The organism is Neisseria sp. (assembly GCF_030527965.1).
In the GTDB taxonomy this organism is placed as follows: domain Bacteria; phylum Pseudomonadota; class Gammaproteobacteria; order Burkholderiales; family Neisseriaceae; genus Neisseria.
Map to the genome: position 1 here is coordinate 25,517 of NZ_JAUMZU010000012.1, position 15,991 is coordinate 41,507.

Annotated in this window: 11 protein-coding genes; 4 read left to right on the forward strand and 7 right to left on the reverse strand. The window is 48.5% G+C overall.

Going from position 1 to position 15,991, the window contains the following annotated elements:
• Positions 1-30: 30 nt before the first annotated feature.
• On the reverse strand, positions 31-1,305 hold the full coding sequence (locus Q4A84_RS06680) for an N-acetylmuramoyl-L-alanine amidase (protein ID WP_303088157.1): 1,275 nt from the start codon (positions 1,303-1,305) through the stop codon (positions 31-33).
• The gene (gene tsaE / locus Q4A84_RS06685; RefSeq protein ID WP_303088158.1) at positions 1,290-1,763 is read right to left on the reverse strand and encodes a tRNA (adenosine(37)-N6)-threonylcarbamoyltransferase complex ATPase subunit type 1 TsaE; all 474 of its coding nucleotides are present in this window, start codon (positions 1,761-1,763) and stop codon (positions 1,290-1,292) included. The genes Q4A84_RS06680 and tsaE overlap by 16 nt, the downstream gene beginning before the upstream one ends.
• 182 nt (positions 1,764-1,945) lie before the next feature.
• Between tsaE and murI the strand changes: the two genes are divergently transcribed.
• Together murI and Q4A84_RS06695 are read left to right on the forward strand one after the other, a co-directional pair.
• Positions 1,946-2,755, forward strand: coding sequence for a glutamate racemase (murI, locus tag Q4A84_RS06690; protein WP_303088159.1), 810 nt, complete (start codon positions 1,946-1,948; stop codon positions 2,753-2,755).
• A 212-nt stretch (positions 2,756-2,967) separates the two neighbouring features.
• Entirely contained in the window at positions 2,968-3,129 is a 162-nt protein-coding gene (locus Q4A84_RS06695) for a hypothetical protein (protein WP_303088160.1), read from the forward strand.
• 108 nt (positions 3,130-3,237) lie between these two features.
• Here the strand turns inward: Q4A84_RS06695 and Q4A84_RS06700 are convergent, their stop codons facing one another.
• The 4 genes from Q4A84_RS06700 to pilC all read right to left on the reverse strand — a co-directional run bounded on the left by Q4A84_RS06700 (position 3,238) and on the right by pilC (position 10,274).
• A complete protein-coding gene (locus Q4A84_RS06700; RefSeq protein WP_303088161.1) occupies positions 3,238-5,208 on the reverse strand; it encodes a DUF3488 and transglutaminase-like domain-containing protein in 1,971 nt (656 codons plus the stop codon).
• 94 nt (positions 5,209-5,302) lie between these two features.
• Positions 5,303-6,247, reverse strand: a complete 945-nt coding sequence (locus Q4A84_RS06705; RefSeq protein WP_303088162.1) for a DUF58 domain-containing protein — start codon at positions 6,245-6,247, stop codon at positions 5,303-5,305.
• Positions 6,234-7,142, reverse strand: a complete 909-nt coding sequence (locus Q4A84_RS06710) for a MoxR family ATPase (RefSeq protein ID WP_303088163.1) — start codon at positions 7,140-7,142, stop codon at positions 6,234-6,236. Before Q4A84_RS06710 ends, Q4A84_RS06705 begins: the two co-directional genes overlap by 14 nt.
• Positions 7,143-7,235: 93 nt before the next feature.
• Positions 7,236-10,274, reverse strand: coding sequence for a PilC family type IV pilus tip adhesin (gene pilC, locus Q4A84_RS06715; RefSeq protein WP_303088164.1), 3,039 nt, complete (start codon positions 10,272-10,274; stop codon positions 7,236-7,238).
• Positions 10,275-10,828: 554 nt separating this feature from the next.
• Here pilC and Q4A84_RS06720 point away from each other — a divergent pair.
• Entirely contained in the window at positions 10,829-12,358 is a 1,530-nt protein-coding gene (locus Q4A84_RS06720) for an MFS transporter (RefSeq protein WP_303088165.1), read from the forward strand.
• Positions 12,359-12,442: 84 nt separating this feature from the next.
• Here Q4A84_RS06720 and Q4A84_RS06725 read toward each other — a convergent pair whose 3' ends face one another.
• Complete coding sequence (locus Q4A84_RS06725) at positions 12,443-13,546, reverse strand: conjugal transfer protein (RefSeq protein WP_303088166.1); 1,104 nt, start codon at positions 13,544-13,546, stop codon at positions 12,443-12,445.
• A gap of 666 nt (positions 13,547-14,212) precedes the next feature.
• Between Q4A84_RS06725 and pilB the strand changes: the two genes are divergently transcribed.
• Positions 14,213-15,889 carry a type IV-A pilus assembly ATPase PilB gene (gene pilB, locus Q4A84_RS06730; protein WP_303088167.1) on the forward strand — a complete coding sequence of 559 codons (1,677 nt, stop codon included), beginning with the start codon at positions 14,213-14,215 and terminating at the stop codon, positions 15,887-15,889.
• Positions 15,890-15,991: the final 102 nt, after the last annotated feature.

A 15,991-nucleotide genomic window follows, 5' to 3' on the forward strand; every position in this document is an offset into this window, starting at 1 on the left:
TTTCAGACAGGCATTGTGAGTTAATACTGCTTAACGGCGTAACACGGCTTTGTTCAGATAGGATTTGATGCCGGAAGCAATGGCATCGGCGCATTTTTCGCGGAATTCGTTGCTGGCGAGCAAGCGTTCTTCGGCAGGGTTGGAAATAAATGCGGTTTCCACCAAAATGGAAGGAATGTCGGGCGCACGCAATACGGCGAAATTGGCGCGGTCGACGCTGCCTTTGTGCAGTTTGTTGTGCTGCTTCATTTCATCCAATACTTTTTGCCCTAGCGTCAGGCTGTCTTTATTGGTAACGGTTTGCGTCATATCCAAAATGGTGCTGTCTACATCTCGATTACCCACGGTGCGAACGCCACCGATTAAATCCGAATTGTTTTGGGTTTGCGCGAGGAATTTGGCGCCCGCGCTGGTGGCGCCTTTGGTACTAAGCGCATAAACACCGGTGCCGCGGGCTTCGGGGTTGGTAAAGGCATCGGCATGGATGGAAACGAAAACGTCTGCTTTCAGCTTGCGGGCTTTGGCCACGCGCACACCAAGAGGAATAAAGATGTCTTCGTTGCGGGTAAGGTGGGTTTGGTAGCCCATCGCTTCAAGCCGTTTTCTGGCCATGCGCGCAATGGCTAGTACCACGTCTTTTTCATGCAGGCCGGTGGAACCGGTTGCACCAGGGTCTTCGCCGCCGTGGCCGGGGTCGAGCATGACGATGGCTTTGCGTCTGCCGTTTTTATGGGAAGGCGTAGGTTCGTAATCTGCATCGGCAGACGGTGGATTAACCGGCGGGGTGTCGGCACCGGTGCCTTGGCTGGTGATTTTCCCTTGGGAATAGTCTTCGAGCAGCGCCATAAGCGGGTCGCGTGCGTCGCCGGCAAGGGCGGGGTATAAGTCGACGACCAAGCGGTGTTTGAAATTGGCGACGGGATTCAGGCCAAATACCTGCGGATTGACGGCGGCTTTCAAATCGATAACTACGCGCACCACGCCGGGCGCGTTTTGCCCGGCACGGATGCTTGAGATATAAGGGTCGTTGCGCTGAACTTTGCCGGCTAGTCCTTGCATTGCGCTGTTGAGCGTGACGCCGCTGATGTCGATGACCAAACGGCGGGGATTATCCAGCGTGAAAAATTTATAATCGATGCGCTGGCTGGCTTCAATGGTTAGCCGCGTGTAGGCGTTGGCAGGCCAGATGCGCACGGCCAGAAACTGAGGCGCGGTTTTACGGCCTAAGGCAATAGGGGAAACACTGAGGAGCAGGCCGGCAGCGGCACTGCGCATGATTTGGCGACGGGTTAGTTTTTTGTCCATATTTCCAAACTTTTCTGGCTTTGCGGTGTGTGTGCGGTCAGGGTACACAATCTGCCTTCATCTTGATGCTCAAACGATAAGGTTATTTCGGCCTGTGGTACGAAATCGCCGCCTTGTTGCGGCCATTCTATGAGGCAGATGCTTTTCTCGTTGAAGAGTTCATCCAAGCCCGCATCTTCCCATTCTTCGGGGGAAGTAAAACGGTAGAGGTCGAAATGATTTAGGATGAATGAAGGCAGAGGGTAAGATTCGACTAAGGTGTAGGTGGGGCTTTTAACGGTCCCTGTGTAGCCCAGAGTGCGCAGCAGGCCGCGTGTGAATGTGGTTTTTCCTGCTCCCAGCCCGCCTTCTAAGTAGATAACCAGCGGCGCTGATAAATACGGTGCAAGCGAGGCGCCCAGAGCGGTCGTAGCGGCCTCGTCGGGCAAAAAGACTGTATGGGTAACAGGGCACGTCATATTTATATGATGAGAAGATCGAAATAAAGTGTTTATTATGCGTGAATTGAAACGTTTTGCAAACCGTGGCGACTGCTAAATTTGATTAAAATAGGGCGTTTAAATCGGTGTACAATAATAAATTCTTGATTAACCGTACAAGCATTTGCTTGCCTGTGCTTTCAAATACAATAGAACCGGACATGACCAATTTAAACCAGCGCCCCATCGGGGTGTTTGATTCAGGAGTAGGCGGGTTGACTGTGGTGCGGGCGCTGATGGAGCGTTTGCCGATGGAAAATATCGTTTATTTCGGCGATACCGCCCGCGTGCCTTATGGCGTAAAATCGCGCGCGACCATAGAAACATTCACTGCGCAAATCGTTGAATTTTTATTGCAAAACGAGGTTAAGGCGTTGATTATTGCCTGTAATACCATTGCGGCGGTGGCCGGGCAGAGGGTGCGCCAGATGGCGGGCAATATGCCGGTGCTAGACGTGATCACCGCGGGTGCGCAAGCTGCCTTGACGGCTACGGCAAGCAACCGAATCGGTGTGATTGCAACGAATACTACTGTTAACAGCAATGCTTATGCCCGCGCCATTCATGGCCGTAATCCGCAGGTTTTGGTGCAGTCGCAGGCGTGCCCTTTGTTTGTGCCGCTGGTGGAAGAGGGGTGGCTGGACCATGAGGTTACCCGGTTGACGGCGCGGGAATATCTGAAGCCGTTGCTGGCAGAAGACATCGATACGCTGGTGTTGGGTTGTACGCATTATCCGTTGTTGAAGCCGTTGTTGCGCAGAGAGGCGCCGGGGGTGACTTTGGTTGATTCTGCGCTGACTACGGCAGAAGCCACTGCGCATGCACTGGCGGAAACGGGTTTGCTGAATGAGGCGGGTTCCGTTGCGGATTACCGTTTTTATGTGAGTGATATTCCTTTACGTTTCCAAACAATCGGCGAGCGTTTTCTGGGAAGAAGCTTGGAACAGCTGGAGATGGTGAGTTTAGGCTAATATATTGTTTTTACATAATTTCATGACAATGTCTGTCTGAATAATTTCAGACAGACATTGTTGCTTTTGGGAAAAAGGATATTTGTAAAAACGGTTTAAATCTGAAAAAACAGGAACTTTTTATTCAGAATGCGTTCTTATTTCCCAAATAGCATAAAAATTATGTTGTTTTCTTTCTGAATTGTAACCATAGAAGTTAAAGGAGCTTTATTATGAAAAAATATGTTGCTATCGTTGCTGCCGCTTTGGTTTCCAGCATGGTAATGGCTGCCCACAAACCGCACCGTATGCCGGTAAAAGCAGACGCTGCCAGCGCTCCTGTTAGCGCCAGCGCTCCTGTTGACGCTGCTAGCGGCACTTCTCTGCAAAAATAAGCTTTTAACGCTTAGTTGTTAAGCTTAAAAACCGGATTTTTAAATAAATCCGGTTTTTTGCATTTGTATTTTGTATGAAGAATTCGTCGCTAAGTAGAGACGGTCGGTCTACGGGTTTTTAGCGTAAGCCTTCAACGCTTTTCTGACACGAGCCAGCCATGCGTGTTGTTCGGCCGGTTTCGGTGCTTGATCAGCGGCGTATTGCCAGTATTCGTATTGCTTCAAAAGGTCTTGTAGCTGGTGGTTGCCCATGCCGTTTTGCTGCATCATTTCCCGTAATTCGGCGGCGGTCAGGCCGTGGCGGGTATCGTCGTCTTCCCCGAACAGTGCTGTTTTGAGCAGAGCAAAGCCTTCTTGCAACGGGTTTTGGTCGTTGCGGCGGCCTTTTCGCCACCATAGGGCGATTGGAACCAAGGCCAGTAAACCGCCTAGTCCTAAAACCAGTATGAAATTGCCGAAGTTAAAACCGCCCAATCCGAGTTGAGCAAACAAGCTGTTTTGCCGGCTTTGATCATAATTGACCACCCATTGCTGCCAATAATACTGGCCGGTTTCGCGCCATTGCGAGAGCGAATCGCTGTTGTGGATTAAGTTTTGTTCCGATTGAGGAAGTGCTTGTTGCAAACCGCTGCTGATACGCTGGGAAGATACGGCGGCGGTAGGGTCGACGCGCAGCCAGATGCGTTCTTCCGGCAACCATACTTCGGCCCATGCGTGGGCGTTTTTGGCGCGGATTTGCCAGAAGCGGCCTTCGCTGATGTATTCGGCGCCCTGATAGCCGGTAACAACGCGCGCGGGCAAGCCTGCGGCTCGCATCATGACAACGAAGCTTTGCGCATAGTGTTCGCAGAAACCTTGTTTGGTTTCGAACATGAAAGCATCTATGCTGTTGTTGCCTTCCGTTAGCGGTGGTTGGAGGGTATAGGAAAAAGTGTTGCGACGATAATAATTTAATGTTTTTTGAATGAAATCGCGTGGGCCGGATGATTGTTGCGCCAGATTTTGCGCCAGAATGCGGGTGCGCGTGTTGCCTTGTGGCAGGCGGCGGTAAAAATTGGCTACCGCTGGGGTCAACGGCTCAAACAGTTGCGTGTCGGTTTGGGCTTCCAATGACACGCGGCGCAGGCTTTCGCGGCTCCGTTCCGCTCGCAATACGTTCCCTGTACGGCGTACGATGCCTTGCGGTAGAGCGCCGGAAGGGTAATCTAGAGCTGGAATAACGCCGTTTTGATCGCGCAATATCATTTGATATGACAGGGTATGCGCTTGATCGGGTTTGGCTGACGAATCGTCGGTTGTGTCGCCGAGCGGAGCACGCCATGTGGTGCCGTCGAATTCAGTCATGACGATGGCGCGCCAATACATTTCTTCCGGTTTGGGCACTCGGTTGGTGAATGTGATGTTGGCTACCCATTCGTCGCTCTGCACCAGATTGCTGATGCTGCCCGGCTTCATGGTATCGGAAAGACCGGTTTTCGCTTGGTTGGACGAAGGTTGCGGGATGCGCCATAAAGGCTCGCTTTTACGAGGCGCGGCAATAAACAGCACAACCATCAGAGGCAGGGTCAGCAATAAAGCCTGCATGCCGGTTTGAGCCGCATTCTTCAGCGTCAGCCCGCCTAACATGCCGAAACAGATGCTGATGCCAAAGAGGTTGAGCAAGACCCATAAGCCTACAGACAGGCTTTGGTTGAATAATACGCCGGTGCCGATCAGAATCAGCATCGCCAACAGAAGCACTTGCCAATCGCGTCGGGTTTGGCTCTCGAAGGCTTTAAGCACGACCATCAGCAACAGAAAGGAAATACCACCTTCCCTGCCGTATAGGGCGCCGAGCTGAGTCCATACGAGTGCGCCTGATGCTACCAGTAAAATGAGCAATGCGGCGGGCGGAGTTTTGCTGCGGCCGATTTGAATCAGTAAGAGGCGTGCGGTTAAGAGTGCCGTAAACATCAGCATGATGCTGACGGGCAGATTCATCGCCAACGGCAGCGCGGCCATCAGCAGCACCAACAGAACGGCCGCTTGCGCGGCAGGGCGGGGCTGCTCGGATAGGAAGGGTGGGTTTTGAATAAACATGGTGGTTAGTCAACGTAATGTGTGTTTTTCAGACAGGCATTTATGGTTTTAGGTTTGCAAACATGAATGCCTGTCTGAAAACAGGCATGCTGTTTTAAAGCAAGGCTAAGGCGGTCAGTGCGATTTCGCGCTGGCCTTTTTGCGGCATCACGGTTTGATGAGGCAGCTCCAGAATATAGGGCAGATTGCTGCGTTCGGCTTCCAATACCCGATAACAAAGCAAACCGGCCAAACGGTCTTTATCGGCTTGGGCAGGATAATCTCGATATGAAATAACCATATTGCGCAGCGCGGCTTGCGGCTCTTCAAAGCGTTTATCCAGCATTTCTCCGGTTTTTGCGTAAGTTTTCCACGCCACATGCTGTAAAGACGTACCGGCTTGATGCACTTGGAGATAAGCCAATTCATCGCCGCCTTGAATCCGTGGGCGGGCCGGGTCTTCTTCTCCGTCGGGCAAGGTTTGCTGCGGTGCCTGATGTTCGATTGGTGCCGGATAAACAACCGATTCGGTTTGAAATTGCCATGCGGTTTGCAACATGCTTAAACCGAAGGGTGCGATAGTGGCCACCTGCAAAACCGGAATATGCAGATAACCGCGCCGTAGTGTTACTACCTGCCAAATAAACGGTTCGGGCGTTTGGCTATCGATTATCCAGTTTTGCCATACGGGCAAACTGTTTTCCTGATGCCTGCCTGAATCCGTGCAAAGCCATAGCCAACGATTCCGTTTGTTTTCACTAGACGCGTAAAGCGCTAAATCGGCAGACATACCGGCAAATATTTCATCCGGCATACGGATATTGGTTTTCAAAGCAGAAAGCTGACGTATGTTTAGTAATACAGCAATTACCATAAAACCGAGCAGCCAGAATGCAACGGCATAAGCTAGATTGACCTGATATTGCAAACCTACCAACCAAAGCAACCCGACCGCAACCAAAATTCCCACGCCGAAGCGGGTCGGGCGCAGGCGAAAGTGCCCGACGGCAACGGGCTCGGTTGCCGGAATAACAACGTCTTGCCGATTAAACAGAGACATGGCTTAACAAACCTTCCAGAATCTGACGGCTGCTTTGCTGTTGCTGCACGGCTTGTAAACGGTGGGCAGCCACTGGCACCCACACGGCTTTGACGTCATCCGGCAGGATATGCTCACGCCCTTGCATGAACGCCCATGCTTTTGCTGCGGCAATCACCGCCAAACCGGCCCGCGGGCTCAAGCCGGTAACGAAACGGTCGGGCTGGCGGGTAGCCTGTACCAAACGGAGCACATATTCCGCCGCTGCCGACGAACATTTCACTGCGCCGGCTTGTTGTTGCCATTGCACCAATGTTTCTGCATTGCACACAGCTTGAATAGCTTGTAATGTTTGGCGTTTGTCGCCTTCGAGATACAGTTGCTTTTCTGCTTCTTCGGCGGGATAACCCATGCTCAGGCGCATCATAAAGCGGTCGAGTTGCGATTCGGGTAGCGGGAATGTGCCTAATTGTTCAACTGGGTTTTGGGTGGCTACGACCAGAAAAGGACGCGGCAGACGGTATGTTTTGCCATCTACCGAAACTTGTTTTTCTTCCATTGCTTCGAGTAGGGCGGATTGGAGTTTGGGCGAGGCGCGGTTGATTTCGTCGGCCAACAGGAAAGAGTGAAATACAGGCCCCGGATGAAATTCGAATTGCCCTTCGTTTGGCCGGTAGATATTGATGCCTAGCAAATCGGAGGGAAGCATGTCGTTGGTAAATTGAACGCGGCGGTAGTTCAATCCCAGTATTGCCGCCACACCGTGTGCCAATGTGGTTTTTCCCACACCGGGCACGTCTTCGAGCAACACGTGCCCGCCTGCCAAAACGCAGGCGAAAAGTTGCTGCATGACGGTTTCTTTCCCTAAAATCAGCGTATTGAGCTGTTGTAATGCGTTTTTTATAGGAGTATTCATGGTTTTCCTTTATTTTTGATTATGGCAAGCAATGATAGAAAATGCCTGTCTGAAACGTTCAGACAGGCATTATTTCTGAAAATGCAGAATCAATCAAATCAATTCGCGCCAGCTGATGCGGCGGACGTTTTGTCCGCATTGTGGACCGCTTAAATCAGGTGTTTCCGGTGATCCGCTGGTTTTGCCGATAACCACAAGGCCTTTTTCCGCAGATGTAAAGCAAGTATTCTGCGGCCTTTTGATATTGTTGCTGCTGATCATGGCCTCGTCCAAGCCGCTGCCACCGCCTTGCCCGTCTAAAGTTGTCGGGCTGGTGTTGTTGGTTGCGGATTGGTAATTGGTGCTGATCAGGCTGCCAAGGAAGGCTTTTGCGTTGGCGTAAAATGTTTCTTTAGTTTTGGGATCAACGTAACTACCTTGATAATAATTAATTCGAGCGCTTTTAGCCGTTAGCGCACCGCCGTTTTCACTATTCATTTGAATCTGGCGGCTGTCGCTGGCTACCTTGGTGGTTTCTGTATCCGGTAGGCAGAGGTCGCTTTTGCTGGAGGTTTTCGTGGTTGACTCCGCTACATAGGCGCGGGTATCCAGCACGGCCGTTTTCAGAATCATTTTACCTTGAGTTACCACACGTTCTCCAGTTTTGAAGCCGGTCAAATCGATTTGCCAGCCTTTATGATTGCTCTCTATTTTGTTGTTGCTCAAATAGTAATTCTGGCCTCTTTGGGTAAAGGTTTGTTTCAACAAATCGTTTGAGGTTGCTGAAGCGGTTGGTGTTTGGCTGACATCATCGAAAATGCCGTAAATAGATTGGGCATCTTTATTTTCCAAGTCTTCGTTGTAAATATCGCTGCCCGTGCCAAAAATAATGACATACTTATCTTTTGAGCGGTATGAAACTATAGGTGCTGCCGTAATAGGCTGCGTACGCTTGCCGGCAAAGATACGGGTAACTTTCCAGTCTTGCAGATTACCGCGCAAATCAAAACGATACATATTGCCGCCATAATCACCGGCATAGGCAAGATCGTAAATACCGTCAAGGTTCGTGTCTAAAAGCACGGGCGATGAAAGGCCGCCGACACCGTTATTAACAACGATTTTTTTCAACAAAGTGCCTGATTTTCCTTTTGCCGCTCCCGTGTTGGCATCTTGCCCCAGCATATCGTAGATATATAACGCGGTTTCATTGTCCGTATCTTGATTGGTAGATTTAACATCAGGTTTTTTGCTGTAGCCGCTGGCTAGGAAACCGGCATAGCGAATGTCTGATTTCTCAGAATTAATCGATACCCGACCGATATTCGGCGTGCCGATGGTATATCCCAGTTTGTTGTTTTTGCCCTTTTCTGTTTCGAATAAAGGAACTTCCTTATCCCATGCAGATGAATTGTTGTTTAAGGCAATGGCGGTATTGTTAACGCGATTATAGCCGCCGATGTTGAGGGCATACGCACCGCGACCACCTTGGCCCATTGCACCGAACATAAAGAATTGGCGGCGGCCTTGTTTGTTAGGTGGCGTTCCTATGGCAGTCAATCCGCCGTTGATTAGGTAGCGGTGGGGATGTTCTGCATCTTTGCCGTATTGTTGATTAGCGACTTCTTTTAAGGTTTTGGCTAAAGTGTCTCCGCCCGAGCCGTTTTCTCCGCCGCGTTCCATTGCGGCCGGGATATAGCTCAATTTCAAATCATAAGGGTTGTTTGCGCTATTGGCGCTTTGGAAAATATGCACCATGCCGTCGTTAGCTGCGGTAACAAGGAATTCTTGCCGTCCGTGCGATGTCGGGCCGATGGCAGTTAAAGGGCTGTCGATAATATCGCCCAAGTCGCGTTTGCCTTGTTCGCGGATACGGTAAGTTTGCGAGTAATTGTTATTTTTAGCCTCTTGCTGGATGGCTTCATCGGTTTTGCTATTGCTGCGAACGGTCCACGGCAATAGTGCGTTCAGCCATTCTGTTGAGTTTTGCCCGTTATCGGTGATGCCGAAAAATTGGTTATTCAGCCCGGCATTGTTATTGGCCGATATTTGGTCTACGAAGTAGGTTCCGGCGCCGGTATTAATCAAGGTTTTACGGTTTGTAAAAGAAGGCTGTTTGTAGCTGTTTAAAATTTTATTATTGTTTATCACATAAAGATGTATTTGGCTGCTCCAAGAACCGCTGTCTAATTGTACGGCTGATACAGCATTGGCCGACTTGGTTCCGATAATGGCCGGTGCTGCGGTACTGCCTGATTCAATGGCAGTATTGGCATCGGAGGAGGTGGCAATTTCAAAAATCTTTTTAAAGGCGAGGCTTAGTTCTTCTGCATCATCCGCTTTGTAATAAAAACTGGCATCGCTGGCACCGTTTTGGAGATATGTTTCCCCCTGTCGGGTCATGCCTTTGCCGAAACCGACGGTAAAGGTGTTTACCAATTGTTTGGCGTATTTGCTTTTGCCGTCTACTTTAGGATCATTCGGCCCGCCGTTCCAGCTAACGCCGGTGGCATCGGTGCCTTCCGTTTTGAAATCACGGGTCGCCAAGGTTTTGCTGAACCATTTTAAACCATCGTTGCGATCCCAAATGGTATCCCAAATGTCAACTTGTAATGATCCTCGGTTGAGAGTAACGGAATAATCAAAATCACCGCCTTCCCGGGTGCCGAAGTAGCTGTCTTGCAGGCGGTTTCTTGCGCCGAATACGGGATAAACGTTATTCGGCGAGTATGAGTTGTCGCGCCGGTGATTGTGGTTATATCCTCTAACCCATCGGTCAACCGTATAGCTGTAGTTAGCATCGCCGTCAGACATTACGACGATATAGTTAGGCTGACAACGGTATTTCGTTTGATCTCGTACAAACTGAGAAACTTCATAATAACGTCGGGTAGTAGGTGTGCCCCCCTTTGCTGTTATGTTGTTTACTATGTTTTTTACGTTTTGCCAGTTGTCTGTATAGTGAGCCATTTGAACATCGTTGTTGTTGTTCAATGTTTGCAGGCTCCAATTGAGTTGATCTTGATATTTATCTAATACTATATTTAATGCATTTTTGGTAATGCTTAATCTTGATTCTTCTCCGTTATATCTTGGTTCTCGGTCTGTTTCCGGTATCCATTTCATACTGCCCGAATCATCAATGAGCAACATGATGTTCGGTTTGATTTTTGTTTTGCTTTTTGTTAGTGTTTGATTTTTAAGTAAAAAAGGTGCTGTAGATAGCTGTGCAGCATAGGCGCTGCCGCTTAGTGATATAAATGCTAAAGCACTTAACACGCTTTTGCATAAGGGTTTCATAGCTTGTTGAGACATTTTCTTCTTCCCCAGAAGTTTAATCAGTTTAACTATAAATTTGGATGTTTGAAGGAATGCTAGAGGGTCATTTTGAGTCGTGCAACAATATTTTTTATTCCGTGATAAATGGTATTTTTTAACTACCCAGCGGTTTTAAATTCCTTGAGTTTTTAGTTAGTTAGGTGTTTGTATATCGGGTTATTATTTGCGGGGCGGGATGAGTCGAATCAATCATGTTGACTGTATTTGTGTTTAGTCTGTTATATATATGATTTAATATATTGAATGTCTTGTGGTTCATATTGTGCTTTTGCTGATTTGAGATACAATCTGACATCTTGATTTTTCAGCTTGTCTGCCATCCGATTGTGTTTGTGAGGATGCTTTCAGATAGGCATTTAGGGTTTTTCATGTCTGCAACGAAAACAGGCTGGGGCAAGGCCTTGGCTATTTATTGTGATCATCGTGCCGTCACGCTTTTTTTTCTCGGTTTTTCGGCCGGAATGCCGCTTTTGCTGATTTTCTCCAGTCTTTCGCTTTGGTTACGCGAGGCTGGCGTTGATCGGGGCACGGTGACAATGTTCAGCTGGGCGGCGTTGGCTTATTCTTTTAAATTTGTTTGGGCGCCTTTGATTGATTCGCTTCAGATACCGTTGTTGAACGGATTGCTTGGTAAACGCCGCTCGTGGTTGCTGACGGCTCAGGTTTTTATTGTGATTGCGGTTTGCTGCATGGCTTGGATAGATCCGTCGGACGGAGGCGCTTTGGTTGTGATGGCGGCAGCGGCGGTTTTGCTGGGGTTTTCGTCGGCCACGCAAGATGTGGTTATTGATGCTTATCGTATTGAGGTGGCGAAAGGCAGCGATGCGATGCAATCGGTTACAGCCGCCACTTATAATGCGGGCTACCGTATCGGCATGATTGTGGCCGGTGCCGGTGCCTTGTTTCTCGCGTCGTGGCTGGGTTCGAAAGAAGGGGCTTATGTTTATACGGCTTGGCGTCATACTTACTTAATTATGGCGTTGACGATGGGAGTTGGGATTTTGGCGACTTTGTTGTGCCGCGAACCGGACGTTTCAGACAGGCATTCTGAGGCAGGCGGCTCTGCCGATAATTTTCGTTTGTTGCTTTTGTTTGTTTTGATGGCATCGGCTTTTGTGATTGTTTTTTCGATGCTTGGCAAGGTATTGCCGAAAACAGATGTTGTGCTGGCGGCGTTTTTGATTGAGGCAGTTCGTTTGTTGTCCGGTTTGGCAGCGGCGGGATTGACTTGTGTGTTGGTGGTGAAAAGCGGTTTGGTTCCGGCTCGGTTGGCGAAAAAAACTTGGTTGGATCCGGTGATGGATTTTTTTCACCGTTATGGGAAATCGGCGGTTCTGTTGCTTGCGTTAATCGGGTTGTACCGGATCTCTGATATTGTGGCCGGTGTGATTTCCAATGTGTTTTATCAGGATTTGGGCTTTACCAAAGAGGAAATTGCGACTGCAGTTAAGACGTTTGGCTTGATTATGGCGATTGGTGGTGGATTTTTGGGCGGTTTGTTGGCGCAGCGGTTTTCTTTGATGAAGATGATGATGTTGGGCGGCGTGTTGGCTTCTGCAACCAATTTGCTGTTTGTGCTGCTGGCGGGAAGAGGGCACGATGTGGCGCTGATGTATTTTGCGGTGGCGTCTGATAATCTGGCAGCCGGTTTGGCTGGGGCGGTGTTTGTGGCGTTTCTTTCTGCTTTAACCAATATCCGTTTTACTGCCGTTCAATATGCGATTTTCAGCTCGTTGATGACTTTGTTACCGAAATTGCTGGGCGGTTATTCAGGGATGATCGTGGATAAGGTTGGCTATCAGAATTTTTTCTTGATTACGGCTGTTTTGGGCGTGCCGGTGTTGCTGCTGGTTTATTGGGTGGATAAACAGATTTTCTGCAAACAACAAAGGCATTGATGATTCCTTGTGCCTAATATATTGATAAATGCCTGTCTGAATTTTTTCAGACAGGCATTTATCATTGATATTGCAATGAGACTACTAGATATTTTGTTGTTGCGTAAATAGAGGATTGTGGCCGGGCTGTTGCAGTGCTTGCTCGTAATCGGGTAATTCCGCATTTTCAGGCAAAGCGTTATGCAGTAGACGGATGTGCTCTACTTGGCATTCGACCATCAAATCGAGAAAATTTTGTTGTACGGTTGCAATACTTTCGGCGGGAGACAGCGGCCATGAAAACACTTGCGGTTGTAGGCCGAAGCGGCGGTCGGTGGCGTTGAACCCGAACAATAAGCGTCCGCCTGCTTGTGCTGCCATCACAACGCCGACGCGCGGGTTTTGAAGGCGCACGGCGCGTATAGCGTTTGCAGCGAATACGTCCAATGCCATACGCAGGCGCATATGGTTGCCTTCTGTGAGTGCGTGCAAAGGCGATGCCGGCGAGAGCGGGTTGGTAAACAAAGTTAATTTCGGGATGTTAAGATTTTCTTGCCATACTTGCATCAGAGGGAGGGCGGCTTCTTTCAGATTGATATTAAGCGCAGGTAGCAAGGAGCGATTTCCGTAGCCTAGTGCGTAAACTACATGTACGGACTGGCCCGCAGAAATGGGCAGCGCTTCCTTCGCAAAAGACGAAGCTAACTCTGCCGCCGCTTCGATGCTTTGTTTGGCCGCAAACCATTGCCCTGCATTTATAGCAGAAAGACTGGCAGCCGAAACAAGTTGCGGCAACCAAGTAGCATGGGTCAGCGGACGGGTGTGCGGATAATTGGCCAGACAGGCCGCTAATTCAATGGTCGGGGCATCAGGAGTAAGCGTAACGCTTTGATTGCATCCTGCTACCAAAACCACAGGTAGTGCAAACCATTGAATTTCATCGTCGGTTTTGGCTTGCAGCGCCTTGTCGAGGTTGTTTAACAAAACACGGTAAACGGCAGCGTCGGGTACCATGCTCATGGCAACGGAAAGGCCGAGGTAATGGTTTTGTTTTAACATGCCGTATAGCGCGGCATCCAGAGATTCTTCCGCCAGTTTTTTTTGGGCGTTGTGTGTGGCATGGATAATTTGATTTGCATAGAGCAGCAAATCATTTTTAACCGGGTCGGTAGGGTAAGGGCGGGTATCGGGCAAGATGTTCTGGTTCATGGAGCTTTACCTTTTGGGGCCGGTGATGCGAAGAAGTACTGGGAGCGCGATTATAGCGTAAAAACGGTTAATAAAGAGATGGGGGCAGATAGGCCGAAGTAGATGAATGCCTGTCTGAAAGTATGGACCATTTTGTATTAAAGCCAAAGATAGGGATTGTTCGGGAAAAAGGGAAGGTATTTGGGAGAACCATCGGGCATGAAGCAGATAGTGCGGATTGTTGGGTTATGATGCAATTCCATGCGCTTGAGGGTTATGGCTGGTGAAAGCATTTTTTATAATTTCGGCGGTTGTGTTGAGGAGATGTTGTCGTAAAATAGTTGCAATTTTACGATACTTTATCGTCGGTTTCAGATGTGGGGATGTCGTGTGTTTTGAGATTGGCGACTAGATGGCGTAAGGCAGACACAAGGCGAAATTGCGAACTTATGCCTTTCTTTGTTCGGGCGTTCTGGTAAGGTTTAAGTCCTTTTCATGTATAAGGTAACGGGTGGGATAGAGATGGTTGGTGCGGTTTAATGATAAGTAAATTTAAATAATCCGGTGTGATGCAATGGCAACTTATTTTATAATCTAATTTAATTCAATAATTTTAAAACGTCATTTGGGGACTCACTTTTGCAGGCATTACCCTGCAAATTAAAAGGTTCAGATTGGTTAAGTGAAATGAGTGTAGGACTACTTCGCGTTTTGGTGCAAAGTCAGGTTATCTCTAATGAGCAAGCTGCCGGATTTCAAGAAGCACTGAAACAAAAAAAAGATATTACGCCTTTGTTGTTTGAAGCGAATATTATTACTCCCGAAGCCTTGGCCGAGTTGTTGGCTAGGGTTTTCAGTTATCCTTTATTGGATTTGTCTTTCTATCCCAGAAGCAATGTATTGACGGATATTCTGTCGGAAGAAGCCATGCTGGAAAATCGCTGTTTGCCGATTTTTCGTAGAGGCGGAAAAGTGTTTCTGGCCGTGGCTGATCCAACACAAATCCAAACATATCAGAAAATCGCCTTTACCGCGGGCGTTACGTTTGACTTGGTGGTTGTACGCAGTGATCAGCTGGATACCATTCTGGAATGGCAAAACCAGCGATCTACTTCTATCCTGAAAGAAATGAGTATGGAGCAGGATGTTTCGACATCTGCCCAATCTCTCTACATCGATAACGAAGAAGCCGAAGACGGCCCGATTCCGAGGTTTATTCATAAAACCCTGTCTGATGCGTTAAGCGTAGGTGCATCGGATATCCATTTTGAGTTTTATGAACAGGTTGCACGCGTACGTTTCCGTGTGGACGGACAGTTGCGCGAAGTAGTACAGCCACCCTTGGCCGTAAGGGGGCAGCTGGCTTCCCGTATTAAAGTAATGGCCCGTTTAGACATTTCAGAAAAAAGAGTGCCGCAAGACGGCCGCATTCAGATTGCATTTTCAAAACATGGCCGGCCAATCGACTTTCGTGTGAATACGTTGCCGACCTTGTTCGGTGAAAAAGTGGTTATGCGTATCTTGAACTCGGATGCGGCTACTTTGAATATCGACCAATTGGGTTTCGAACCGTTTCAAAAAGAATTGTTGTTAGACGCCATCCAACGTCCTTATGGCATGGTATTGGTAACGGGTCCGACTGGTTCCGGTAAAACGGTTTCACTGTATACCTGCTTGAATATTCTGAATACTGAAAATGTTAATATTTCCACCGCAGAAGATCCGGCGGAAATTAACTTGCCAGGCATTAATCAAGTCAATGTAAATGAAAAACAAGGCTTGACTTTTGCTTCCGCACTGAAAGCGTTTCTGCGTCAAGACCCGGACATCATCATGGTCGGCGAGATTCGAGATTTGGAAACGGCGGACATTGCGATTAAAGCTTCGCAAACCGGTCACATGGTTTTCTCCACCTTGCATACCAATAATGCTCCGGCAACGCTTTCCCGTTTGCTGAATATGGGCGTGGCTCCGTTTAATATTGCCAGTTCCGTCAGCTTGATTATGGCCCAACGCTTGTTACGCCGCTTGTGCAGCTGTAAGGCACCGGTAGAGAGGCCACCTGTTGAGGCTCTGAAACATGCCGGTTTTACTGATGAAGACTTGTCGAAAGAATGGACGATGTACCGCCCGGTTGGCTGTGACCGTTGCCGTGGTAAAGGTTTTAAAGGTCGGGCCGGTGTTTATGAATTGATGCCGATTACCGAAGAAATGCAACGGATCATTATGGAGGGTGGTAATGAAGTGGATATCCAGGAAATGGCCTATAAAGAAGGCATGGTTGATTTGCGTCGAGCAGGCCTATTGAAGGTAATGCAAGGTATTACTTCTCTTGAGGAAGTATTAGGTAATACAAATGATTGACATTTGTTTGAAGTGTTAAATTATTAAAATGGCTATAGAAAAGGAAAACGGCATATTTGTCGTTATCCTTGGTTCATATAAGTTATCAGACTACAAATAAAA